Annotated in this window: 21 protein-coding genes; 12 read left to right on the forward strand and 9 right to left on the reverse strand. The window is 59.5% G+C overall.

The window, feature by feature from the left end:
• Window positions 1-54 precede the first annotated feature (54 nt).
• Window positions 55-2607, reverse strand: coding sequence for a peptidoglycan glycosyltransferase/peptidoglycan DD-transpeptidase MrcA (mrcA, locus tag GJV78_RS15915; RefSeq protein WP_167519602.1), 2553 nt, complete (start codon window positions 2605-2607; stop codon window positions 55-57).
• A 120-nt stretch (window positions 2608-2727) separates the two neighbouring features.
• Between mrcA and GJV78_RS15920 the strand changes: the two genes are divergently transcribed.
• The 12 genes from GJV78_RS15920 to trpS all read left to right on the forward strand — a co-directional run bounded on the left by GJV78_RS15920 (window position 2728) and on the right by trpS (window position 12919).
• Window positions 2728-3510: a type IV pilus biogenesis protein PilM gene (locus GJV78_RS15920; RefSeq protein WP_155109255.1), complete on the forward strand. Its 783-nt coding sequence runs from the start codon at window positions 2728-2730 to the stop codon at window positions 3508-3510.
• Window positions 3507-4046 (forward strand): PilN domain-containing protein, encoded by a 540-nt coding sequence (locus tag GJV78_RS15925; protein WP_155109256.1) that lies wholly within the window; start codon window positions 3507-3509, stop codon window positions 4044-4046. Before GJV78_RS15920 ends, GJV78_RS15925 begins: the two co-directional genes overlap by 4 nt.
• Window positions 4030-4482: a HofO family protein gene (locus tag GJV78_RS15930; RefSeq protein WP_155109257.1), complete on the forward strand. Its 453-nt coding sequence runs from the start codon at window positions 4030-4032 to the stop codon at window positions 4480-4482. Before GJV78_RS15925 ends, GJV78_RS15930 begins: the two co-directional genes overlap by 17 nt.
• A complete protein-coding gene (locus tag GJV78_RS15935; RefSeq protein WP_155109258.1) occupies window positions 4479-4877 on the forward strand; it encodes a HofP DNA utilization family protein in 399 nt (132 codons plus the stop codon). The genes GJV78_RS15930 and GJV78_RS15935 overlap by 4 nt, the downstream gene beginning before the upstream one ends.
• Complete coding sequence (gene hofQ / locus GJV78_RS15940; protein ID WP_155109259.1) at window positions 4789-6027, forward strand: DNA uptake porin HofQ; 1239 nt, start codon at window positions 4789-4791, stop codon at window positions 6025-6027. The genes GJV78_RS15935 and hofQ overlap by 89 nt, the downstream gene beginning before the upstream one ends.
• Before the next feature lie 403 nt (window positions 6028-6430).
• On the forward strand, window positions 6431-6952 hold the full coding sequence (aroK, locus tag GJV78_RS15945; RefSeq protein WP_155109260.1) for a shikimate kinase AroK: 522 nt from the start codon (window positions 6431-6433) through the stop codon (window positions 6950-6952).
• 58 nt (window positions 6953-7010) lie between these two features.
• Window positions 7011-8099: a 3-dehydroquinate synthase gene (gene aroB, locus GJV78_RS15950; RefSeq protein WP_155109261.1), complete on the forward strand. Its 1089-nt coding sequence runs from the start codon at window positions 7011-7013 to the stop codon at window positions 8097-8099.
• A 96-nt stretch (window positions 8100-8195) separates the two neighbouring features.
• Entirely contained in the window at window positions 8196-9524 is a 1329-nt protein-coding gene (damX, locus tag GJV78_RS15955) for a cell division protein DamX (RefSeq protein ID WP_155109262.1), read from the forward strand.
• 115 nt (window positions 9525-9639) lie between these two features.
• Window positions 9640-10476 carry an adenine-specific DNA-methyltransferase gene (dam, locus tag GJV78_RS15960; protein ID WP_155109263.1) on the forward strand — a complete coding sequence of 279 codons (837 nt, stop codon included), beginning with the start codon at window positions 9640-9642 and terminating at the stop codon, window positions 10474-10476.
• Window positions 10477-10493: 17 nt separating this feature from the next.
• Window positions 10494-11171 (forward strand): ribulose-phosphate 3-epimerase, encoded by a 678-nt coding sequence (gene rpe / locus GJV78_RS15965; RefSeq protein ID WP_155109264.1) that lies wholly within the window; start codon window positions 10494-10496, stop codon window positions 11169-11171.
• On the forward strand, window positions 11164-11922 hold the full coding sequence (gene gph, locus GJV78_RS15970; RefSeq protein WP_155109265.1) for a phosphoglycolate phosphatase: 759 nt from the start codon (window positions 11164-11166) through the stop codon (window positions 11920-11922). The genes rpe and gph overlap by 8 nt, the downstream gene beginning before the upstream one ends.
• On the forward strand, window positions 11915-12919 hold the full coding sequence (gene trpS / locus GJV78_RS15975) for a tryptophan--tRNA ligase (protein ID WP_155109266.1): 1005 nt from the start codon (window positions 11915-11917) through the stop codon (window positions 12917-12919). Before gph ends, trpS begins: the two co-directional genes overlap by 8 nt.
• Window positions 12920-12967: 48 nt before the next feature.
• Here the strand turns inward: trpS and GJV78_RS15980 are convergent, their stop codons facing one another.
• The 8 genes from GJV78_RS15980 to tsgA all read right to left on the reverse strand — a co-directional run bounded on the left by GJV78_RS15980 (window position 12968) and on the right by tsgA (window position 22972).
• Window positions 12968-14029 (reverse strand): ABC transporter substrate-binding protein, encoded by a 1062-nt coding sequence (locus GJV78_RS15980; RefSeq protein WP_155109267.1) that lies wholly within the window; start codon window positions 14027-14029, stop codon window positions 12968-12970.
• A 33-nt stretch (window positions 14030-14062) separates the two neighbouring features.
• A complete protein-coding gene (locus GJV78_RS15985; RefSeq protein WP_209439259.1) occupies window positions 14063-14833 on the reverse strand; it encodes an ABC transporter ATP-binding protein in 771 nt (256 codons plus the stop codon).
• Between the two features lie 3 nt (window positions 14834-14836).
• Window positions 14837-15874, reverse strand: coding sequence for an ABC transporter permease (locus GJV78_RS15990; protein WP_155109268.1), 1038 nt, complete (start codon window positions 15872-15874; stop codon window positions 14837-14839).
• A gap of 590 nt (window positions 15875-16464) precedes the next feature.
• Window positions 16465-16632, reverse strand: coding sequence for a YhfL family protein (locus GJV78_RS15995; protein WP_155109269.1), 168 nt, complete (start codon window positions 16630-16632; stop codon window positions 16465-16467).
• Window positions 16633-17049: 417 nt separating this feature from the next.
• Window positions 17050-18423, reverse strand: coding sequence for a siroheme synthase CysG (cysG, locus tag GJV78_RS16000; RefSeq protein ID WP_167519603.1), 1374 nt, complete (start codon window positions 18421-18423; stop codon window positions 17050-17052).
• Between the two features lie 240 nt (window positions 18424-18663).
• The gene (gene nirD / locus GJV78_RS16005) at window positions 18664-18990 is read right to left on the reverse strand and encodes a nitrite reductase small subunit NirD (RefSeq protein ID WP_155109270.1); all 327 of its coding nucleotides are present in this window, start codon (window positions 18988-18990) and stop codon (window positions 18664-18666) included.
• The gene (gene nirB / locus GJV78_RS16010; protein ID WP_155109271.1) at window positions 18987-21530 is read right to left on the reverse strand and encodes a nitrite reductase large subunit NirB; all 2544 of its coding nucleotides are present in this window, start codon (window positions 21528-21530) and stop codon (window positions 18987-18989) included. Before nirB ends, nirD begins: the two co-directional genes overlap by 4 nt.
• Before the next feature lie 260 nt (window positions 21531-21790).
• The gene (gene tsgA / locus GJV78_RS16015) at window positions 21791-22972 is read right to left on the reverse strand and encodes an MFS transporter TsgA (protein ID WP_155109272.1); all 1182 of its coding nucleotides are present in this window, start codon (window positions 22970-22972) and stop codon (window positions 21791-21793) included.
• Between the last annotated feature and the right edge of the window lie 175 nt (window positions 22973-23147).

Here is a 23147-nt window from a genome sequence, read left to right on the forward strand (position 1 = left end):
CGAAAAATGAGGCGGGAAAGAGGCCCGGCGGGAAAAGTGCCGGGCGCAGGACGCTTAAAACAGTTCTTGCGTTTCGCCGTTATCAATAATCGTGGTGCCGACTTCGCGCACCACCTGCTGCGTTGGCTGAGTACCTTCGATAAAATACTCCGCGCGGCTGTTGCCGCCGCTTGCCAGCTGCCCGGTGTTGCGATCGATATTCACCGTTACGATCCCCGGCGGCGGCGTTAACGGCTGTTCGGGAACCCCCTCCAGTACCGCCTTCATATAGGCATCCCAGGCCGGCTGCGCGCTCTTCGCGCCGCCCTCATAGCCGGAGATCTGATCCTTAATCGCGCCGGAGGCGGTGGTGCGCCCCAGATCGCGGCGATGATCGTCAAAGCCTATCCACACCGAGGTGACCACGCCGGGGCCGTAGCCGGAGAACCAGGCGTCTTTCGAGCCGTTGGTGGTCCCGGTTTTCCCACCGATATCGCGGCGCTTCAGGTCGCGACCCGCGCGCCAACCGGTGCCCATCCAGCCCGGTTCGCCGAAGATATTGCTGTTCAGCGCGCTCTTGATCAGGAACGCCAGCGGCGTATTGATCACGTGCGGGGCGTACTCCTGCTTCCCGTTCCGGGCGACCAGCGCCTGGTTGGCCTGCTCAAGCCTCGGCATCGGTACGGGGGTATTCTGCTGCTCCTGAGAGAGGGAGACATCTTCCACATCGCTATTTTCCAGAGCGTTCAGCTTCGGAGTATCGCCGTAAATGACCGGGATATTGCATTCCGGACAGGCGATCTTCGGCTGTGCTTCAAAAATCGTACCACCCTGATCGTTCTCAACTTTGCTGATAAACCAGGGGTCCACCAGAAAGCCGCCGTTGGCCATCACCGCGTAGCCGCGCGCCACCTGTAGCGGCGTAAAGGAGGCCGAGCCCAGCGCCAGCGATTCAGTACGCACGATGTTTTGCGCCGGGAAGCCGAAACGCTGCAGATACTCCGCCGCGTAGTCCACCCCCATGGCGCGCATGGCGCGTACCATCACTACGTTCTTCGACTGCCCCAGCCCCTGGCGCAGGCGAATCGGCCCGGCGTACTGCGGCGGCGAGTTTTTGGGACGCCAGTCGGAGCCGGCACCGGCGTCCCAGCGGGAGATCGGCACGTCGTTCAGCAGGCTGGCGAGGGTCAGGCCTTTATCCATCGCCGCGGTATAGAGAAACGGTTTGATGTTGGAGCCGACCTGACGCAGCGCCTGGGTGGCGCGATTAAACTTGCTCTGGTTGAAGTCGAATCCGCCGACCAGCGCCAGCACCGCACCGTTCTGCGGGTTGATGGAGACCAGCGCCGAGTTAACCTCCGGCACCTGCGCCAGCCACCAGTCGCTGCCCATCCGGCGAACCCAAATCTGCTGTCCCGCCTGCACGACGTCGGTGACTTTGCGCGGTGTCGATCCCTGCTGGGTATCGGAGCGGTAAGGGCGCGCCCAGCGCAACCCCGCCATCGGCAGCGTCACCGGGGTGCCGTCCGCCAGTAGGGCGGTTGCCTCCTGCGGGGCGACGCCGGTGACCACCGCCGGCAGCAGCGGTCCGTAGGTTGGCAGCGCCTTCAGCGTCTCAACGATCTTCTCTTTGCTCCAGGGCGTTTCTCCCACTTTCCACAGGACGTTTGCCGGGCCGCGATAGCCGTGGCGCATATCGTAATCCAGTACGTTATTGCGCACCGCCTGCTCCGCCGCCTGCTGAACCTTGCGGGTGATGGTGGTGTAGATGCGGTAGCCGTCTTCATAGGCGCTTTCGCCATAGCGGGCGTACATCTCCTGGCGCACCATTTCAGTAAGCCAGGGGGCGGAGAAGGCGATTTCCGGGGCGTGATAGCCGGCGTTGATGGCTTCGCTACGCGCCTGGTTGTACTGCGCCTGGGTGATATAGCCTTCGCTCAACATCCGCGACAGCACCACGTTACGGCGGGCGGTGGCGCGGTTCAGCGAATAGAGCGGGTTAAAGGTGGAGGGGGCCTTTGGCAGGCCGGCAATCACCGCCATTTCGCCCAGGCTGAGTTGATCGAGGGTTTTGCCGAAATAAACGTGCGCCGCGGCCCCAACGCCGTAGGCGCGGTAGCCCAGGTAAATTTTATTCAGATACAGCTCAAGGATCTCATCTTTACTCAGCAGCTGCTCAATGCGGATGGCGAGGAAGACTTCCTTAATTTTACGCATCAGGGTGCGCTCAGGGCTGAGGAAGAAGTTTCTCGCCAGCTGCTGGGTGATGGTGCTCGCCCCCTGGGTCGCACGGCCGGAGAACAGCGCCACGCTGGCTGCGCGGAAGATCCCTACCGGGTCCACCCCATGATGCTCATAAAAGCGGCTGTCTTCCGTCGCGATGAAGGCTTTGATCATCTCCGGGGGCATCTGCTCCAGCGTTACCGGAATTCGCCGTTTCTCGCCATATTGCGCGATCAGCTCGCCGTCGGCGCTGTAGATTTGCATCGGAATTTGCAGACGTACGTCTCTTAGCGTCGCGACGTCAGGCAGCTGCGGCTCGATATAGCGGTAAAGACCATAAATCGAGCCTGCTCCCAGCAGGATGCAACATACTGCAAGGATCAATAAATACTTTACGAACTTCACTGGCGATTTCCCATTTAGTTTCATTTGGGCAGTTTATAAACAAACGCGCGGTAGTATAAAGGCAAGCCAGACGCATTGATATACCCGTAAGAGCGACGGGTGATAAGGAGATCGACGATCATGGCTTTCAGATTCTGGAAAATTGGCCTTCATATTCAGCAGCATGTGGCGCTGGCGGTCGCCGTGACGAAACTCGCGACGGGCTGGCAGCTCCAGCGCTGGTGGCGTCTGCCGCTGACGCCGGGGGTGATTGACGACGGGTATATTCGCGACCCTGAGCTGCTTACCCGGACGCTGCGACCCTGGAGCCGGGAACTGCCCCGCCGTCACCGGCTGCACCTCTCTTTCCCGACCGGTCGTACGGTGCAGAAAAGCCTGCCGCGTCCCTCCATGGCCCTGCGCGAGCGCGAGCAGAGCGCGTGGCTGGGCGGTACGCTGGCCCGCGAGCTGAATATGGAATCGGACGCGCTGCGCTTTGACTACGGTGATGACGCCCTCGCTCCGGCCTTTAACGTCACCGCCGTGCAAAGCCGGGAAATAGCGACCCTGCTAACGCTGGCGCAAACCCTTAACCTCCGGGTTGCCGCCGTGACGCCGGACGCCTGTGCGCTGCAGCGCCTGCTGCCCTATCTGCCGTCGGAACAGCGCTGTCTGGTCTGGCGCGATGAGGCGCAGTGGCTGTGGGCCACGCGCTACGCCTGGGGACGAAGGGCGGCCGGGACGCTGGACGATGCGACGGCGCTGGCGGCGCAGCTCTCCCTCCCGCCTGAGGCGATCGCCTTCAGCCGTCCGGATGATTTCGATCCCTGGCGCGCGGTCTCCGTCCGCCAGCCACCCGTTCCCGACGGGGGCCATGCTTTTGCCGTCGCGCTTGGGCTGGCGCTGGGCGAGGTGCAGATATGAACGGCCCGGTCAACCTCCTGCCCTGGCGCGAAGCCCGGCGAACGGCCTGCCTGCGCCGCTGGAGCGTGCGGTTTGTCGGCGCGTTGCTGGCGGTTTTCGGCATCTCGTCTTGCTATTACCTTAAGGCCGAGACCGCGCGGCGGATCGGTGACGCCCAGTATGTCGCTGAGACCCGCTGTACCGCCGCGCTGCAGGCCGCCAGACTCCGCCTGCAGGCGCGCCGTCTGCTGTGGCTGGAAGCGGAGCGCAGAGCGCGGCTGCGGGATGAGACCCGGCGCTGGCAGCCCGCGCTTCAGGGGCTTGCCGCCTTACTGCCCGAGCGGGCGTGGCTGACGCAGATCGCCTTTCAGCAGGGGGCGCTGTCGCTAACGGGGCTGGCGTTAAACCTGGCGGCGCTGGCGGAGCTGGAGCAATCGCTAGACCGCCAGTCCGCCTTTTTGCTCAGCAGAACCGGGGCCGTGCAGCAGGACGCCCAGGGGCGCTGGCAGTTTTTCTATCAGCTAACGAGGGCGGACGACGATGCGCAGGCTGACTGACGGCTGGTGCAATTTGTCACCGCGGGTGCGCTGCCTTTTCTGGGGCGGCTGGACGCTGGCGCTGAGCCTGCTGGCGGTCCTGGGCCTGCCCGGAGGGCGGCCGCCGGTTGTCGGGGCGCTGCTGCGACAGCAGGAAGCCAACCGCACCCTGTGGCCAGAGCTACGGCAGCTGGCGGCCCTGCCGGAGCGCCGGGCCGACGCTCCCCGGGCGCAGGCGCTTTCCTTCTCTCCGCTCGCCTTTCAGACCCCGGCAGTTCATCTGGTGCGCTGGCAGCCTGCCGGCGCGGGGGGCGAGCTGAGCGTCAGAATGCGCTGGTCGGAGATGGGGCCGCTGTTTGTCCGCCTGGCGGCGCAGGATATGCGCGTCAGCCGCTTCACGCTTGAGCCGGATGGTGATGCGTTATGCCTGACGCTGCAGCTGGAGCGGGGCCGATGAGGCGGCTGCTGGCGGGCGTTTCGTTACTTCTGTTGACCGGCCTGCGCGATCCGTTTCAGCCGCCTGTAGACCACTGCCGCACGGGGGAGCTTGCCGGGTGGCGTTATCAGGGGGTGGTGAGCTGCGGAGCGCGCCCCATCGCTCTCGTCCGGGACAGCGCGCAGAGGTGGCACCGGGTGGAGCGCAATGACGTGCTGGAAAACGGTTGGACGGTCTCCCGGGTGACGATGCAGAGCATTACCCTGATCAACGACAAAAAGTGCGATCCGCCCCGGTGGCGGTGGCAGCGACAAGGAGAAGAAGTGGATGAAGCGATGGATCGCCGCGGCGCTGATGGCGGCTCTCTTCAGCGCACAGGCGGCAAAAGCGCCCAACGTCACCCTGGTGGTGGATGAGGTGCCGGTGGCGCAGGTCCTGCAGGCGCTGGCCGAGCAGCACAATAAAAATCTGATCGTTTCGCCGGACGTCAGCGGCGCGATCTCATTACGTCTGCAGAACGTGCCCTGGCAGCAGGCGCTGCGGGTGGTGGTAAAAAGCGCCGGACTGGTGCTGCGCCAGGAGGGCAATATTCTGCACGTCCATTCCGTAAGCTGGCAGAATGAGAACGCGGCGCGTCAGGCGGCCGAGCAGGCGCGGCGGCAGGCGAATCTGCCGCTGGAGCAGCGCAGCCTCGCGCTGCGCTATGCCGATGCGGGCGAGCTGGCGAAGCTTGGCGAGAAGCTGCTGAGCGCCAGGGGGAGCATGACCGTGGATAGCCGCACCAACCGGCTGCTGCTTCGCGACCATAAAGCCGCGCTGGCGACGCTGGAGCAGTGGGTGCGGCAGATGGACCTGCCGGTGGCCCAGGTTGAGCTGGCGGCGCATATCGTGACCATCAACGAAAAAAGCCTGCGCGAGCTGGGGGTCAAGTGGACCCTGGCGGAGTCGCAGAGCGCGGGGGCTAAGGGCCAGGTTAGCGGAATTAACGGGGATCTTTCCGTGATCGGTGCCGCCACGCGGGTTGGCTTTAATATTGGTCGTATCAACGGTCGCCTGCTGGATCTGGAACTGTCGGCCCTGGAGCAAAAGCAGCAGCTTGATATTATCGCCAGCCCGCGGCTGCTGGCGTCGCACCTGCAGCCCGCCAGCATTAAGCAGGGCAGCGATATCCCCTATCAGGTCTCCAGCGGGGAGAGCGGTGCCACGTCGGTGGAGTTTAAAGAAGCGGTGCTGGGGATGGAGGTGACGCCGACGGTGCTGGCGAACGGGCGTATTCGTCTGAAGCTGCACATCAGCCAGAACGTGCCGGGGCAGGTGCTGCAGCAGGCGGACGGCGAAATAATGACCATCGATAAGCAGGAGATTGAAACCCAGGTGGAGGTCAACAGCGGTGAAACCCTCGCGCTGGGAGGCATTTTTTCGCGCAAAAGCCGGTCCGACAAAGAGAGCGTGCCGCTGCTGGGGCATATCCCCTGGCTCGGCCAGCTGTTCCGTCATGATGGCAAAGAAAATGAGCGCCGCGAACTGGTGGTTTTTATCACGCCACGGCTGGTCCCGAACGAATAATTGAGGCATTCAGCGCCGCTGCTTTTGCAATTTACCCGGCGCAGAGATTTGACGTACGGAGGTATTTAGCATACAAGGAGTACCGATTTGAGAGTCGGTACTTTTCATCGCTCATGTGTACATAAATACCCTTTGCCTTTCCGGCAGTATGTTCCTGGCCCGTTTCGTCTTGTCTGGCCGCGCCGCTTTTCAATGGGTCTGATGTTTGCGCAACGCCACGCTTGTCGCGGCCTGAAAAGCGGGGGGATGGCGATTTATTCAGTTGCCAAACCCGCTTGAGTATTGAGATAATTTTCAGTCTGACTCTCGCAATATCTTATGAGGTTTCAGTTCATGTCCTGCAGCGCTCAGTGTCCGCGACGCGGGTTTATCATTAACGAATAGTCTTAGTAGTACCGAAAAAATGGCAGAGAAACGCAATATCTTTCTGGTTGGGCCTATGGGTGCCGGAAAAAGCACTATTGGGCGGCAGTTAGCTCAACAACTCAATATGGAATTTTATGATTCTGATCAGGAGATTGAGAAACGAACCGGAGCTGATGTGGGCTGGGTCTTCGACGTAGAGGGCGAAGACGGCTTCCGCGATCGTGAAGAGAAAATTATCAACGAATTGACGGAAAAACAGGGTATTGTGCTGGCCACCGGCGGTGGTTCTGTAAAATCGCGTGAAACCCGTAATCGTCTCTCCGCGCGCGGCGTCGTGGTCTATCTTGAAACGACTATCGAAAAACAGCTGTCGCGTACGCAGCGCGATAAAAAACGTCCGTTGCTGCAGGTTGAGGCTCCGCCTCGCGAGGTGCTTGAAGCGCTGGCCAACGAGCGCAACCCGTTGTATGAAGAGGTTGCCGATGTAACCATTCGCACTGACGATCAGAGCGCTAAGGTTGTGGCAAACCAGATCATTCATATGCTGGAAAGCAGCTGATTCAGGCTTTACAGGCACCCGGTTCGCGGGTGCAAGTCATTAAGGTGGATGTCGCGTCATGGAGAGGATTACTGTTACGCTCGGGGAACGTAGTTACCCCATTGCCATAGCGGCCGGTTTGTTCAACGAGCCAGCCTCGTTCTTACCGCTAAAGTCAGGCGAGCGGGCCATGCTGGTGACCAACGAAACTCTGGCTCCCCTGTACCTTGACAAGGTTCGCCGCGCGCTTGAGCAGGCGGGTGTCAGAGTTGACAGCGTCATTCTTCCCGACGGCGAGCGTTATAAAAGCCTGGCGGTGCTGGATACCGTATTTACCGCGCTGCTGGAGAAATCCCACGGTCGCGATACCACGCTGGTAGCCCTTGGCGGCGGCGTGATTGGCGATCTCACCGGCTTTGCCGCCGCCAGCTATCAGCGCGGCGTACGCTTCATCCAGGTACCAACCACCTTATTGTCGCAGGTCGACTCCTCCGTCGGCGGCAAAACTGCGGTCAACCATCCCCTCGGCAAAAACATGATCGGCGCGTTTTATCAGCCCGCCTCCGTGGTGGTGGATCTCGACTGCCTGAAAACCCTGCCCGCGCGCGAGCTGGCGTCGGGGCTGGCGGAGGTCATCAAGTACGGCATTATTCTCGACGGTGAATTTTTCCGCTGGCTGGAAGAGAATCTGGACGCGCTCCTGCGTCTCGACGGCCCGGCGATGGCATACTGTATTCGCCGCTGCTGCGAGCTGAAGGCCGAAGTTGTCGCCGCGGACGAGCGCGAAACCGGCTTACGTGCTTTACTGAATCTGGGGCATACCTACGGTCACGCTATCGAAGCGGAAATGGGCTACGGCAACTGGCTGCACGGCGAAGCCGTCGCGGCGGGAATGGTCATGGCGGCGCGAACGTCTGAGCGTTTAGGGCAGTTTGACGCGGCGGACACCGGGCGGATTATCGCCCTGCTCCAGCGCGCCGGCCTGCCAACCTGCGGGCCGCGCGAGATGTCGGCGCAGGCCTGGCTGCCGCACATGCTGCGTGATAAAAAAACGTTGGCGGGGGAGATACGTTTAGTGCTCCCGCTGGCGATAGGGAAAAGCGAAGTGCGCGGCGGAGTGCCGCATGAAGTCGTTCTTAGCGCTATTGCTGACTGTCAGCAGGCGTAACAACAAGAAAGGTCAGATCGCTGCGGCCATGTGGCGATCGCGTAAATTCAGGTTAGCGGCAACGTGGTAAGCGCTAACCTTTGAGCGGGGTGTTAAATGGATGAATTCAAACCAGAAGACGAGCTGAAACCCGATCCCGGCGATCGTCGCACTGGTCGTTCTCGTCAGGCTTCTGAACGCGGTGAGCCGCAGATCAACTTCGATGACGTCGATCTGGACGAGGACGAGCGCCGTCCGGCCCGCGGGCGTCAGACTCGCCTGAACGAGCGAGCGCGTGAAGACGAGTATGAATCCAGCGATGATATCGTGGGCGAGGAGCGCGCTGAGCGCTATCCGCGCCGGCAAAAAAAGGCCGCCGCTACCCCCGCATCCCGTCAATACATGATGATGGGCATCGGCGTGCTGGTACTCCTGCTGCTTATTGTTGGCATCGGCTCCGCCCTGAAATCCCCCACCTCCCCTTCCGGGAACCAGACGGCATCCGGTGAAAGGAGCATCGCGCTTTCCGGCGATGATGACGCCGATCGGAATATCCGCTCTCAGACCGCGACGGACGCCGCCTCCGCTGAACAGACGGCGGGCGGTTCCCGGCAGGATATCGCTCTGCCACCGATCGCCTCTACGCCGACCCAGGGCCAGGCACCCGCCGTCAGCGAAGGCCAGCAGCGCGTCGAGGTACAGGGCAATCTGAATAACGCCCTGACCCAGGACGCTCCGCAGATCAATGACGCGGTGGTTAACTCCACGCTGCCGACCGAGCCTGCAACCGTTGCGCCGGTTCGCGGCGGCAGCGCCCAGCCCCATCCGGTCGTGCCATCCCATAGCGACAGCGCGCCGCGTCAGACCGCCGCGCATCATACCGCCCCGGCGCGCCCGGAGCGTAAGCAGACGGCGATCGAGCCGAAGAAAACCCAGCCTGCCGCCAGAACGACGCCGGCCGGGTCGAAGCCCGCCGCCCAGGCGAAACCCAGCGAACCTGCCGCGATGCCGAAGGCTCCGGCGGTGAGTTCCGCACCGGCAGCAACCACCGCGCCGAAGGCGACCGCCAGCGCAGCGCCTGCGCAAACCGCGACGCCGGCGGCGAAAGCGACTGCCAGCCCGGTGCCTGCACAAACGGCGACGAATAGCGCCAAAAGCACAGGTAACGTTGGCGCGCTGAAGTCTGCGCCTGCCGGCCACTACACCCTGCAGCTTAGCAGCTCCTCTAACTACGACAATCTGAACGGCTGGGCGAAGAAAGAGAATCTGAAAAACTATGTGGTTTACCAGACGACGCGCAACGGGCAACCGTGGTATGTTCTGGTGACGGGCGTGTATGCCTCGAAAGAGGATGCGAAACGCGCGGTATCGACGCTGCCGGCCGATGTGCAGGCAAAAAATCCGTGGGCAAAACCGCTGCGTCAGGTACAGGCCGATCTGAAGTAATACAGGCTGCGTCCCGCAATGGGTCGACGTTTCGTCCATTGCGGGACCAGACTACAGCGCAGGATGCTGTCGGAGCTTTCTCCACAGCCGGAGAAGGTGTAATTAGTTAGTCAGCATGAAGAAAAAACGCGCTTTTTTGAAGTGGGCAGGGGGGAAATACCCTCTGCTTGATGATATTAAACGGCATTTACCCGAGGGCGAATGTCTGGTTGAGCCCTTTGTCGGGGCCGGGTCGGTGTTTCTCAATACTGACTTTTCTCGTTATATCCTCGCCGATATCAACAGCGACTTGATCAGTCTCTACAACATCGTAAAGAGCTGTACGGAAGAGTACGTGCACGCCTCGCGCGAGCTGTTTTCGCCCGCGACCAACCGGGCCGAAGTGTACTATCAGCTGCGCGATGAGTTTAACGCCTGCCAGGAGCCGTTTCGGCGCGCGGTGCTGTTTCTGTACCTGAACCGCTTTGGCTATAACGGCCTGTGCCGCTATAACCTGCGCGGTGAGTTCAACGTGCCGTTTGGTCGCTACAAGCGCCCCTATTTTCCGGAAGCGGAGCTGTATCACTTTGCGGAAAAGGCGCAGAATGCCTTTTTCTACTGCGAATCCTATGCCGAAAGCATGGCCCGGGCGGACGGCAGCTCGGTGGTGTATTGCGATCCGCCCTATGCGCCGCTGTCGGCCACGGCGAACTTTACGGCATACCACACCAACAGCTTTAGCCTGACGCAGCAGGCGCATCTGGCGGAAATTGCCGAGGGCCTGGTCAACAACCGCATTCCGGTGCTGATCTCTAACCACGACACGGCGCTGACGCGCGAGTGGTATCAACTGGCAAAACTGCACGTCGTTAAAGTTCAGCGCAGTATAAGCAGCAACGGCGGCACACGTAAAAAGGTGAACGAACTGCTGGCATTGTACAAACCAGGAGCCGCAACGCCTGCGAAAAAATAACTCTTAAGGAGAAGCGGATGAAACAGTATTTGATCGCCCCCTCTATTCTGTCGGCTGATTTTGCCCGTCTGGGCGAAGATACGGCGAAGGCGCTGGCCGCCGGTGCGGACGTCGTGCATTTCGACGTCATGGATAACCACTATGTTCCGAACCTGACCATCGGCCCGATGGTCCTCAGGTCGCTGCGTGACTACGGCATCACGGCCCCTGTTGACGTGCATCTGATGGTTCAGCCGGTCGATCGTATCGTGCCGGATTTTGCCGCGGCGGGTGCCAGCATTATTACCTTTCATCCGGAAGCGTCCGGGCACGTTGACCGCACGCTTCAGCTGATTAAAGAGCACGGCTGCAGGGCGGGGCTGGTGTTCAATCCCGCCACGCCGCTCAGCTATCTGGACTATGTCATGGATAAGCTCGACGTGATCCTGCTGATGTCCGTTAACCCCGGCTTCGGCGGGCAGTCTTTTATTCCACAAACGCTGAATAAGCTGCGTGAAGTGCGCCGCCGCATCGACGCCTCTGGCTACGATATCCGCCTGGAGGTGGACGGCGGCGTGAAGGCGAGCAATATTGGCGAAATCGCCGCGGCGGGGGCCGATATGTTCGTGGCCGGTTCCGCTATTTTCGGCCAGCCGGACTACAAAAAAATCATTGATGAAATGCGCAGCGAACTGGCAAAGGTAAGTCATGAATAAACTGCAGGATATTCAGGGCATCGCCTTTGATCTCGACGGCACGCTGGTGGACAGCGCGCCGGGATTAGCCGCCGCAGTGGACATGGCGCTCTATGCGCTGGAGCTGCCGACGGCGGGTGAGGCGCGGGTGATAACCTGGATCGGCAACGGTGCCGATGTGCTGATGGAGCGCGCGCTCGTCTGGGCGCGCCGGGAGCGGGACACGCTGCGTGAAGCCGTGGGTAAATCGCCGATCGATGAGGAAGGCCCCGTCGAAGCGCAGGCGCGCATAATGCGCAGGCTGTTCGACCGCTACTATGCCGAGGTCGCCGAAGAGGGAACCTTCCTGTTCCCCCAGGTGGTCGAAACGCTGGCCGCTCTGCGCGCCAAGGAGCTGCCGCTGGGGCTGGTGACCAACAAGCCGTCGCCGTTCGTTGCGCCGCTGCTGGAAGCGCTGGATATCGCCGGCTATTTTAGCGTGGTTATTGGCGGCGACGACGTGCAGAACAAAAAGCCGCACCCGGAGCCGCTGCTGCGTGTGGCGAGCCTGATGGGGATTGCGCCGGCGCAATTGCTCTTTGTCGGCGATTCGCGTAATGATATCCAGGCTGCCAAAGCGGCCGGCTGTCCGTCGGTTGGCCTGACCTACGGCTACAACTACGGCGAAGCTATCGACCTCAGCCAACCGGACGTGGTTTTCCACACCTTTAATGAACTATTGCCCGCACTTGGGCTACCGCATAGCGAAAATCAGGAATCGAAAAATGACTAAGCCCATCGTTTTTAGTGGCGCACAGCCCTCAGGTGAACTGACCATTGGCAACTACATGGGTGCGCTGCGTCAGTGGGTAAACATGCAGGATGACTACCATTGCATCTACTGCATCGTTGACCAACATGCCATTACCGTGCGCCAGGACGCGCAGCAGCTGCGGAAAGCGACGCTGGATACTCTCGCGCTTTACCTGGCCTGCGGCATCGATCCTGAAAAAAGCACCATCTTCGTACAGTCCCACGTGCCGGAGCACGCGCAGCTGAGCTGGGCGCTGAACTGCTATACCTACTTCGGCGAGCTGAGCCGCATGACGCAGTTCAAGGATAAGTCCGCGCGCTATGCGGAGAATATCAACGCCGGGCTGTTTGGCTATCCGGTACTGATGGCGGCCGACATTCTGCTTTACCAGACCAACCAGGTGCCGGTCGGCGAAGACCAGAAGCAGCATCTGGAGCTGAGCCGCGATATCGCCCAGCGCTTTAACGCCCTGTACGGCGAGATTTTCAAGGTGCCGGAGCCGTTTATTCCGAAATCCGGCGCGCGGGTGATGTCCCTGCTGGAGCCGACGAAGAAGATGTCCAAGTCGGACGACAACCGCAACAACGTGATCGGCCTGCTGGAAGATCCTAAGTCGGTGGTGAAGAAGATCAAACGCGCGGTGACCGATTCCGACGAGCCGCCGGTGGTGCGCTACGATCTGCAGAACAAAGCCGGCGTCTCCAATCTGCTGGACATTCTTTCCGCCGTTACCGGCCAGAGCATTCCGCAGCTTGAGCAGCATTTTGCAGGCAAGATGTATGGTCACCTGAAGGGGGAAGTGGCGGAGGCCGTTTCCGGTATGTTGACCGAGCTGCAGGAGCGCTATCACCGCTTCCGCAACGACGAAGCCTTTCTGCAGAAGGTGATGAAAGAGGGGGCGGAGAAGGCCAGCGTTCGCGCTTCCGCCACCCTGAAGGCGGTGTACGACGCCATTGGCTTTGTGGCGAAGCCGTAATAGCACGACGGGCCTGCGCGCTGCTGTTCTCAGGGCGCAGGCCGCAGGTCAGACCCCCACGCCCATTGGATCCCATAGCCGGTTTTTGAGCTTTTCGGTGTCCATTCTGCTGTTTAAAATCCCCAGCTTTTTATAGTCGTCGATCACCCTGACGATGGTTCGCTCCGTGGTGTGCGCATCCACGGTAAAGTCATAGGTCAGCAGCATTTCCCGCACCAGCGAGGGATCGCCAGAGGCCCAGCGGTTTTTAAGCATCATCGCCACGGTCTCCGTCGGGTTCGCCGTCACCCATTTTTTGGCGCGCTCATGGGCGCGTGTAAGCCTGGCCGCCGTGATGGGGCTTTGTTCATAGAGATCCCGGGAAACGGCGTGCACGCAGCAGACCTCGTGCTTAAAGTCCTCATCAAAGGTAATTGAGCGCACGATCCTTAGCGTTCCGCTATCGACAAACCCTTTGGCGAACTGATCGCTGAGGATGGCCCCCTGAATCTCGCCTGACTCCATCGCCATCACCGCCGCGCCGGGATCGGTGACTTTATATTTGATCGCCAGCGGATCGACGTGGTCAGCGATAAAAAAGCGCAGCGCGATATTATGGTCGGCATTGCCAATGCCGCCGGGAATGGCCACGGTTTTTTTCGCCAGATCGCGGGTGGAGCGGATGTCCGATGCCGCCAGCACATAGAGTGATTTACAGCCGGTCTGAACGCCTGCGGTAAAGACCGCCCGGATGCCGTTGGCGACGGGAACCAGCATCGAGGCGATGTGCGCTGCCGAAGCATCGACCTTGCCCGTTCCCAGGGCGTCGATTTCCGTCGTGTTGCTGCGCACCAGCTGCGTTTTTAACCCCTCATCGGCGTAGAACCCCAGCTCATGAGCGACGCCGAGCGTTCCAATGCACAGCCCTTCGCTGAATCCGATGTTGATCGTCCGGCCTGACGCCGGCTCCTTGCGCCATGCCGCATCTTCATCCGCAGCCGTTAGTAGCGGATAGGCCCGGCTTGCCGGACAGCTGAATGCCGCCAGCGCGCCGACGGCGGCACCAATCTTTAATACTTCTCGTCTTGAAAAATCCCGGTTACTTCTGTCCTTAGCGGTTAAAAAGCGCATAATCAGCCCCCGTTGGTAGAGTAAGTGCGCGACCTAAGCGTCCGCATGGCTAAAATTGAGGAGTTGCATAATTTGCTGGCGGTAAGCAAGAAACTGCCCGCTGGTTCGGTTGCGGGGGTAATCCATATCAATTGTGATATCCCGTTTGATACGTCCCGGACGCGGCTCCATGATCAGGATACGGGTGCCCATATAGATCGCTTCATCGATATCATGGGTTACCAGCAGCATCATGCGCCTTTTCTTCAGCCACATTTCGAGGATTTCGTCCTGCATTTTCATGCGGGTAAAGGCGTCCAGCGCCCCCAGCGGCTCATCCATCAGCAAAATTTCTGGGTCGGTGACCATACTGCGGATCACCGCGACGCGCTGCGCCATGCCGCCGGAAAGCTGATGGGGATAGGCGTGGCTAAACTCTTCCAGCCCCGCAGCCCGAATCAGACGTTGAATAGTAGGGGCGTATTGCGCGTATTTTCCCTGCATACGCGCGCCCAGCGAGACGTTTTTTTCCACCGTCAGCCAGGGGAAAAGCAGCGGCTTCTGAAAAACAACCGCGCGGTCTGGGGACGGGCCTGTAATAAGCGCCTCATTGAGAGATAATTCACCGCGGGTTGCCGTTTCAAGCCCGGCGATAAGCATCAGCAGCGTTGTTTTTCCACATCCGCTGGGGCCGACAATACAAACAAATTCTTCTTTCGCGATGGCTAAATTAATCGTATTTAATACGCAAACCGACGCGCCGTTTCCGGGACGGGAAAAGGCTTTTGATACGGCGTGCAGCCGCAGACCCATAGATATTGGCATGAATTAATTCCGTATAACACCGTCCTGCCAGCGTAAAACGTATCTCCTCAGGCGTGACAATGCATAATTAACCAGAATAAAGATGATGCAAATTAAAATAATTGCCGCATACATTTTGCCATACTGCGCCCAGCTTTTTTGCCACGAGATATACCAGCCCAGTCCGGATTCAACGCCGATCATTTCGGCAACCATCAGGGCCGTACAGGCAGAGCTCATTCCCTGCGTCAGCCCCTGAAAAATAGCCGGCAAAGCAAAGGGGATGGCCACGCGGAAAATAAGCTGTGGCTCCGTAGCGCCCAGCGTCTTTGCGGCCTGGAAATAGGCTTTTTCAATATGAGTAATGCCGGTAATGGTTGCCAGCGTCACCGAAAACCAGACGCCCAGCGCAATAATAAAAACGCTTCCCTTGAACAGCGAGGCGGCAAGCACCATCACCACCGGGATCCAGGTGGTGGAAGGTATCGCCCCCAGCAGGCGCATGAATGGCGCAATCCAGTAATTGACGCGCTTACTGTAGCCGCAGGCGACGCCGGTTAATAATCCGCTTAACGTTCCGGCGAGGTAGCCGCTAAACAGCAGGATTAATGAGTTGAGAGCGCACTCCGTCAGGTAGGCGCGATCGTCAATACAAGCGACTAATATCTGGTCCACCCACGGGAAGTAGGGCAACAGCAGGGTGCCGGTTTTTAGCGTCAGATAGTCCCAGACGATCAGCAACAGAAAGATAAACGTGTAGAAGGGGGACTTATAGCGTAAAACGGCAAACAGGCCCGGATGATTAATAGCAATAATCAGCGTCAGGCTCAGCAGCAGAAGTAAAAAGAGCAGCAGACAGAGATAGGCTGAAGTGCTTTCATTGCCGGCCAGGTTGGGCACGGCGATGTATTCAAGAATAGCTAAAAACCCGCTGAGCAGCGGCAGCAGACAGATAATATAATCCTGCCAGCGCTGAACGACGCTTCCGCGGCGAGGCTGAAGCTGGCGAAGATCGCGTTCAGTAAACAGCTCTGTTGGTTCGCTAATATTATTCTGGGTCATTACGCTTTACCCCGCACGAGCGGCGATAAGCTGTCGTGAACCGTTGCAAACCTGTTGCTGTGGACGCTGAAATCACACGTATTACCGGCGGCCATTAATTTATCCTTGTCGTATTAACATGAATAGCGAATAACGATATGGACAGGTATCATCACGCTAAAAAATTATAAAACAGCCAGGCTGTCGATTCGATTATAAGCACTTTGCCGACCCGATTAGTCAATCTGGATCACCTTTTTGCATCAGGGAAGTGTTAAGAGGGAATATTTTTACAGGGATACGAAATATATACCCTAAATAATTCGAGTTGCAGGACAAAACGCAGCGCGTTTTGAACAGCCCCCGGGCTGGCCCCGAAGGGGTGAGGCCGCAGGCCGAATCACGCGGCAAGCGAGCGACAAATTCGTCAGGAAAGAATTTGCCCGACCGCAGGTCGTCTTCGGTGTGGGACAAGGATGTTCATCATTCATCCCCCTTCTGTCACCCTGAAGGCGGCGCGCGGTGCGGCTGGTCGAAACCGCAGCAGGCGACGAAAAAAACCGGGAAATTTAAATTCCCGGTTTTCAACGGATTACAGATGCGTTCCGCGATTACTCAGCTGTCGGGCCGCAGCCGCCAATGATTTTAGAAATTGAAATAGCCGGGTGCAGCAGGTAATCGTAGGAGCAGGTTTTATTACGATTTTCCACGTGACCGGTACATGCTGTCAGAGTAGCCAGTGCCGCGCCAATCAGCGCAATTTTAAAAAACTTAGTCATTTAACATTCCCTATGTATGAAAAATATTATCATTAACTTATTGAAGAAGCGCATATAATTTGCTGCCCGGCTAAGACGATATCGTAATATTTCTGTGACGTCAGTACGACAGGTGACTATCTACGGTGCCTGGTTTGTAATTCATTGTAATAAAAAGGAAAAGAAAAAAGTCCGAATTCAGACAAATGCCCAATCCGGATCGTACCCTGCGGGCGGGCGGAGCGGGCAGGCGAGTCGCCGGAGAGGGGCTGAGTCCGCGTCTTTATAGAAAACCGTATGAGGTTCGCCCGGCGAGGCGCAGGTCATAAAGCGAGGGGGCCTCGCGGCGGCTGGCGGGCATCTCGGCGGCTGGCCGCCGTGGCCAACGGGCAATAAAAAAGGCCAGACGCGGCTGGCCCTGGTGCAAAATCAGAGCGTTTAGTGGTTTGAAAACCAGTTCAGTTTATTGCGCAGCCCGACGACGCGGCCGACGATAATCAGCGCCGGGCTGGCCACCTGCTGCGCCAGCTCTCCCAGTTGAGACAGCTCGCCGTTGACCACGCGCTGATTCGCCGCCGTGCCGTTTTCCACCAGCGCGACGGGCATATCGGCCTGCATACCGAAGGCTATCAGTTTTTCCTGAATGGTCGCCGCCTGGTTCAGGCCCATATAGAACACCAGCGTCTGCTTCTCGGCCGCCAGGTTTTCCCAGTCCAGCTCGCCGCCGGTCTTCAGGTGGCCGGTAACCAGCCGCACGCTCTGGGCATAGTCGCGGTGGGTGAGGGGGATTCCGGAATAGGCGGAGCAGCCGGAGGCGGCGGTAATGCCCGGCACCACGGAAAATGGAATGCCCGCGTGGCAGAGGGTTTCCAGCTCTTCGCCGCCGCGGCCGAAGATAAAGGGATCGCCGCCTTTCAGACGCACCACGCGCTTACCCTGCCGGGCCTCGCGCAGCAGTATCTGGTTGATCTCCTCCTGGGGCACGCAGTGGTAGCCAGCCCGCTTGCCGACGAAAACCCGGTCCGCATCGCGGCGCACCAGGTTCATGATGTCGTCGGAGACCAGGCGGTCATACACCACCACGTCCGCCTGCTGGATCTGCTGCAGCCCTTTCAGGGTGAGTAGCCCGGCGTCGCCGGGGCCGGCCCCCACCAGCACCACTTCGCCCCGGTGATCCAGCGGTTCGCTGAGCAGCCGCTCCGTTGTCTCATCCACCGCCTGCCCGTCGCCGTTGGCCAGCGACTGGGCCAGCCTGTCGTTAACGAATAGCTTTTCCCAGAAGCGGCGACGTTCCCCCATCGTGGCGAACCGCTGTTTTACCCGGGAACGCAGCCTGCCGGCATAGGCTGCGACCTGACCCAGATGCTGGGGCAGCAGGGATTCCAGCTTTTCCCGCAGCAGGCGGGCGAGCACCGGCGAGGTGCCGCCGGAGGAGACGGCCACCATCAGCGGTGAGCGGTCGATAATCGAGGGCATAATAAAGCTGGCGGCCGTCGGGGCGTCCACCACGTTGCAGAAGATGCGGCGCGCCTCGGCGGCATCGCGGACCCGCTGGTTTACGGCACCGTCGTCGGTGGCGGCGATGACCAGCCAGCAGGAATCGAGCAGAGCCTCGTCGAACGGCCCCTCGACCAGCCTCAGCATGCCTTCATTCGCCCATACGGTGAACTGTGGAATAAACGTCAGCGCGTTGACCGTCAGCCTGGCTCCCGCCTCCAGCAGCAGCCGCGCCTTACGTTCCGCGACGTCGCCGCCGCCGATAACCAGGCAGTCGCGATCGCGAAGTTGACAAAATATGGGCAAATGATCCACGACATTACTCCTTAATGATTGGCTGTTGCCTCGGTTTGTTTAAGCGTGGCGGGCGTCTGCCGCCCGGCCGTTGGCGTAGCATACCAATAACCCTGGCCCGTGAATACGACGCCGGACAAGGTATGGCCCGCTGCCGTCCGGGTTGGGACAGGCGTTGCGCTGCAGGGATTGCTCCTGCTATCAGAAAGCGTGGCCGGACAGGTCGTTAAAAAAGGGAGGCGCTGTGCCTCCCAAAGGGGGTTAACCGCGCAGCTGCACCACGCCGTCCTTCACGCGGGCCTCATAGTGCGCCACGGAGCGGCTTTCGTCCTCCATGCACAGGCCGTCGCTGAGGCGGAAACGCTGCTTCTTCAGCGGGCTGGCGATCCACAGCTCGCCCTGATGTTCGGCAATCAGCCCGCGCGAGAGCACGCTGGCTTCAAAGAACGGATCGATGTTGCTGATGGCAAACACCTGGTCGCTGTGCCAGGGCCGGAAAATCGCCACCTGCCTGTCGCCCAGCAGGGCGCAGACGCCGGTGGCGGGCAGAATGTCATCGATATTGCAGATGTTAACCCACTGGCTCATGCCTTTTCCTCCACCAGAGTTACCGGAATACGTTCGTACGGCGCGGCCGGACGATGCTGCTCGCGCTCAGGAACCACCTGAACGTTCGGGTCGCGCCTGTCGCTGTTAATAAAGTGTCTGAAGCGGCCCTGGGCGGACGGGGTGTTGACGGTTTCGGTCCACTCGCAAACCACCGCTTCGCGCAGGCGCGTCATCTCTTCTTCCAGATGGGCGTTCAGGCCCAGGCTGTCGTCGATAATGACCGACTTCAGGTAGTCGATGCCACCTTCCAGATTGTCCAGCCACGGCGCGGTGCGGGTGAGTTTATCCGCCGTACGGATGTAGAACATCATAAAGCGGTCGAGGTATTTGAGCAGCGTTTCGCGATCGATATCAGCCGCCAGCAGGTCGGCGTGGCGCGGCTTCATCCCGCCGTTGCCGCAGACGTAGAGGTTCCAGCCTTTTTCGGTCGCGATGATGCCGACGTCTTTACCCTGGGCCTCTGCGCATTCGCGGGTGCAGCCGGAGACGCCGAACTTCATTTTGTGCGGAGTACGGATGCCCTTGTAGCGGTTCTCCAGCTCTACGCCGAAGCCGACGCTGTCGCCCACGCCGTAGCGGCACCAGGTGCTGCCGACGCAGGTTTTCGCCATCCGCAACGCCTTGGCGTAGGCGTGGCCGGTTTCGAAGCCCGCGTCAATCAGCTGACGCCAGATCTCCGGCAGATCGTCCTTCTGCGCGCCGAACAGGCCGATGCGCTGGGAGCCGGTAATCTTGGTGTACAGATTAAATTCTGCCGCGATGCGGCCCACCGCCATTAGGCCTTCCGGGGTAATTTCACCGCCGGCGGAGCGCGGGATCACCGAGTAGGTGCCATCTTTCTGGATATTGGCCAGGAAGTTGTCGTTGGTGTCCTGCAGCGGCGTGTGCTGCGGTTTCAGAATGTATTCGTTCCAGCAGGAGGCCAGCAGAGAGCCGACGGTGGGCTTGCATACTTCGCAGCCGTAGCCTTTGCCATGTTTTGCCAGCAGCTCCTCGAACGTTTTAATGCCTTCAACGCGGATCAGGTGGAACAGCTCCTGGCGAGAGTAAGGGAAGTGTTCGCACAGGCTGTGGTTAACCTCGATGCCCTGTTTGGCCAGCTCGGCGTTCAGCACCTGGGTCACCAGCGGAATGCAGCCGCCGCAGCCGGTGCCGGCTTTGGTTTCTGCCTTCAGGGCCGCCACGGTATGGCAGCCCTTGTTAATGGCGGCCACCAGCATCCCCTTGGTGACGTCGAAGCAGGAGCAGATCTGGGCGCTGTCCGGCAGTTTATCCACGCCGATCGACGGCTTGCCGCTTCCGGCATGAGCCGGCAGGATCAGCGAGTCCGGATTTTCCGGCAGCTCGATGGCGTTCAGCACCAGCTGCAGCAGATTGCCGTAATCGCTGGTGTCGCCAACCAGCACCGCTCCGAGCAGGGTTTTGTTGTCCTGGCTGACGATGAGGCGCTTGTAGACCTCTTTGCTTTCGTCGAGATAAACGTAGCTACGCGCGCCCGGCGTATGGCCGTGAGCATCGCCGATACCGCCTACGTCAACGCCCAGCAGCTTTAGCTTGGCGCTCAGGTCCGCGCCTTCAAAGGCGTTTTCGGTTCCGAGCAGGTGATCCACGGCAACCTGCGCCATTTTATAGCCCGGCGCAACCAGGCCGTAAACGCGGTCGTTCCAGCTGGCGCATTCGCCGATGGCGTAGATGTCAGGATCGGAGGTCTGGCAGGCGTCGTTAATCACGATGCCGCCGCGCTGCGCCACGTCAAGGCCGCACTGGGTGGCCAGCTTGTCACGCGGACGAATACCGGTGGAGAAGACGATGAAATCGACCTCCAGCTCGCTACCGTCGGCAAAACGCATGGTTTTACGCGCTTCGCTGCCTTCCTGAACAATCTCTTTGGTGTTTTTGCTGGTATGGACGCGCACGCCCATGCTTTCGATCTTGCGCTTTAGCTGTTCGCCGCCCATGCGATCCAACTGTTCAGCCATCAGCATCGGGGCGAATTCGATCACGTGGGTTTCGACGCCGAGGTTTTTCAGCGCTCCGGCGGCCTCGAGGCCCAGAAGGCCGCCGCCGACCACCGCCCCGCGCCTGCTGCGACGGGCGCAGGCTTCGATGGCGTTGAGATCTTCAATGGTGCGGTAAACGAAGCAGTCCTGGGTTTCCGAGCCGGCAATCGGCGGGATCCAGGGATACGAGCCTGTCGCCATAATCAGTTTGTCGTAGAAGACCGTGCGCCCGGCGCTGGAGTGGATTACTTTCTCCTGGCGGTTGATGGTGATGGCGCGCTCGCCCACCAGCACCTTCACGCCGTGCTTCTCGTAAAATCCTTCACGTACCAGAGAAAGCTCTTCGGCGGTGTGGTGGGAGAAGTAGGAGGAGAGGTGGACACGGTCGTAGGCTTTGCGGGATTCTTCACAGAAGACGGTAATATCGAACCGGCTGGCGTCGGCCTTATCAAGAAGCTCCTCAATAAAGCGATGGCCGACCATGCCGTTCCCGATAATTGCGAGTCTGACTTTGCTCATTTTTGCCTCAATTTCTATTCTAATACCGCCTACCTTATCGATTCAGCTACCCCACTTATTGATGCAAATCAAATTCACCTTTATATACCCCTTAAGGATTATATTGCTGATTTCTCTGGATTTTCTTAAGTAACGGAAATGTCAGACTTTTCATGATTGCGCAAAATTCACACAATGTGCAGGGTTTTCGGCGCGCAGAGAGGGCGGCGGCAACTTCCGCCTGGGGGGGGGGCCCGGATAGCGGCTATCCGGGCGGCATATTAGCGGGGAAGCGGGGCGCTATGCTGACGATGGCGGGTGACAAAGCCCAGCGCAAAGCACATCACAAAAACGACCGCATACAGGGCGTTGGCGGTTATCAGCGCCGCCAGCGGGCCGCGGTGGGCGACGATTGGGCCGGTCACCACGAAGGTCAGCATGGTGCCGATCGTGCCGCAGGTCAGCACAAAATTTACCAGCTTCGGCGATGCCACCCTGGTCTGCAGCGAGCCAAGGGTAATAATCGAGGTATAAATGGCGCTGGAGAACAGGCCGAGGGTTAAAATAAACCACGGCATATGCTCTGGCTCGCCGGTGATGAACAGATACATCAGCAGCGTCGCCATGCCCGCCAGTACGGTAAGAATGCGCTGCAGGTCGAAGAAGCGCAGAATAACGCTGAACGCCCACATGCCGATCATGTACGACATCCAGAAATCGCTTACCAGATTGCCCGCGTCGCTGAGGCTCATGCCCAGGCTTTTAGCGTACTCCGGCACCCAGGAGATAAAGCCCAGTTGGCCGAGGATATAGCACAGCGCCGCGATGGAAAGAAACAGCACGCCGATGCCCCATTTCTCTTTTGCCACCGGCGCGTCGCTCTGCCGGGCGCGCCTGCCCAGCGCCGGGAAGTTGCAGCCGAAGGTCAGAATAAAGATAGCGAGATAGATCAGGCCAATGCAGGCGTAAACCCAGTACCACTCCACGCTGCGCGCCAGCAGGAAGGCGGCGACGATCGGAAAGATCATCCCCGCCATGCTGAAGAAGGAGTCGGTGAACAGCAGACGTGAACCGCGCTGACGGCCTTCGTACATCTGGGTGATCAGGAAAGTACCGATCGACATGGTGATGCCGCTGACCAGCCCCAGCACGAACATCGAGGCGGAAAACAGAGCGAGGCTGTGGCTGACCATCAGCCCGATGACCGCCAGCACCATCAGGATAAAGCCAAAGCGCAGCTGTGTTTTCAGCGGGATGATTTCCATTAGCCAGGCGTTGAGAAAAATAGAGATCAGGATCCCGGCGTTCAGAAAGGTGAAGGTGTTGCTCATCGCGGAGACCGGCTGGTGGAAGTATTCCGCGATATTTCCCATCACCATCCCGGTGACGATGACCAGCGCGCCGGTAAGGGCGTAGGAGAGAAAGCTGATCCAAGTGAGCTTGATGCGATTGATGTTAGTCATAGCTGGCCTGTGTAGAGACACGTCATTCTTCAGAGCCGTTGGCGGTGGCATCGCGCCCGCGCTCTGAAGGTTTGCAGGAGCAGGAGATTCCGCGGGCAGATTTTAGGATGTTTTGTGATTCATTTAAATGTTTGTTGATGACTGTTATTTTTGTTGCATATTTAATAGTGACTTA

Source organism: Intestinirhabdus alba, assembly GCF_009711095.1.
Taxonomy (GTDB): domain Bacteria; phylum Pseudomonadota; class Gammaproteobacteria; order Enterobacterales; family Enterobacteriaceae; genus Intestinirhabdus; species Intestinirhabdus alba.

Bases quoted from the DNA above. Each gene is read 5' to 3' on its own strand.
- nirD (WP_155109270.1), bottom strand. From the start codon at position 18,990: ATGAGCCAGTGGGTTAACATCTGCAATATCGATGACATTCTGCCCGCC.
- gph (WP_155109265.1), top strand. From the start codon at position 11,164: ATGAATAAACTGCAGGATATTCAGGGCATCGCCTTTGATCTCGACGGC.
- GJV78_RS15935 (WP_155109258.1), top strand. From the start codon at position 4,479: ATGAGGCGGCTGCTGGCGGGCGTTTCGTTACTTCTGTTGACCGGCCTG.
- GJV78_RS15980 (WP_155109267.1), bottom strand. From the start codon at position 14,029: ATGCGCTTTTTAACCGCTAAGGACAGAAGTAACCGGGATTTTTCAAGA.
- nirB (WP_155109271.1), bottom strand. From the start codon at position 21,530: ATGAGCAAAGTCAGACTCGCAATTATCGGGAACGGCATGGTCGGCCAT.
- GJV78_RS15920 (WP_155109255.1), top strand. From the start codon at position 2,728: ATGGCTTTCAGATTCTGGAAAATTGGCCTTCATATTCAGCAGCATGTG.
- dam (WP_155109263.1), top strand. From the start codon at position 9,640: ATGAAGAAAAAACGCGCTTTTTTGAAGTGGGCAGGGGGGAAATACCCT.
- GJV78_RS15930 (WP_155109257.1), top strand. From the start codon at position 4,030: ATGCGCAGGCTGACTGACGGCTGGTGCAATTTGTCACCGCGGGTGCGC.
- tsgA (WP_155109272.1), bottom strand. From the start codon at position 22,972: ATGACTAACATCAATCGCATCAAGCTCACTTGGATCAGCTTTCTCTCC.
- trpS (WP_155109266.1), top strand. From the start codon at position 11,915: ATGACTAAGCCCATCGTTTTTAGTGGCGCACAGCCCTCAGGTGAACTG.
- GJV78_RS15995 (WP_155109269.1), bottom strand. From the start codon at position 16,632: ATGACTAAGTTTTTTAAAATTGCGCTGATTGGCGCGGCACTGGCTACT.
- damX (WP_155109262.1), top strand. From the start codon at position 8,196: ATGGATGAATTCAAACCAGAAGACGAGCTGAAACCCGATCCCGGCGAT.
- aroB (WP_155109261.1), top strand. From the start codon at position 7,011: ATGGAGAGGATTACTGTTACGCTCGGGGAACGTAGTTACCCCATTGCC.
- rpe (WP_155109264.1), top strand. From the start codon at position 10,494: ATGAAACAGTATTTGATCGCCCCCTCTATTCTGTCGGCTGATTTTGCC.
- GJV78_RS15985 (WP_209439259.1), bottom strand. From the start codon at position 14,833: ATGCCAATATCTATGGGTCTGCGGCTGCACGCCGTATCAAAAGCCTTT.
- GJV78_RS15990 (WP_155109268.1), bottom strand. From the start codon at position 15,874: ATGACCCAGAATAATATTAGCGAACCAACAGAGCTGTTTACTGAACGC.
- hofQ (WP_155109259.1), top strand. From the start codon at position 4,789: ATGAAGCGATGGATCGCCGCGGCGCTGATGGCGGCTCTCTTCAGCGCA.
- aroK (WP_155109260.1), top strand. From the start codon at position 6,431: ATGGCAGAGAAACGCAATATCTTTCTGGTTGGGCCTATGGGTGCCGGA.
- GJV78_RS15925 (WP_155109256.1), top strand. From the start codon at position 3,507: ATGAACGGCCCGGTCAACCTCCTGCCCTGGCGCGAAGCCCGGCGAACG.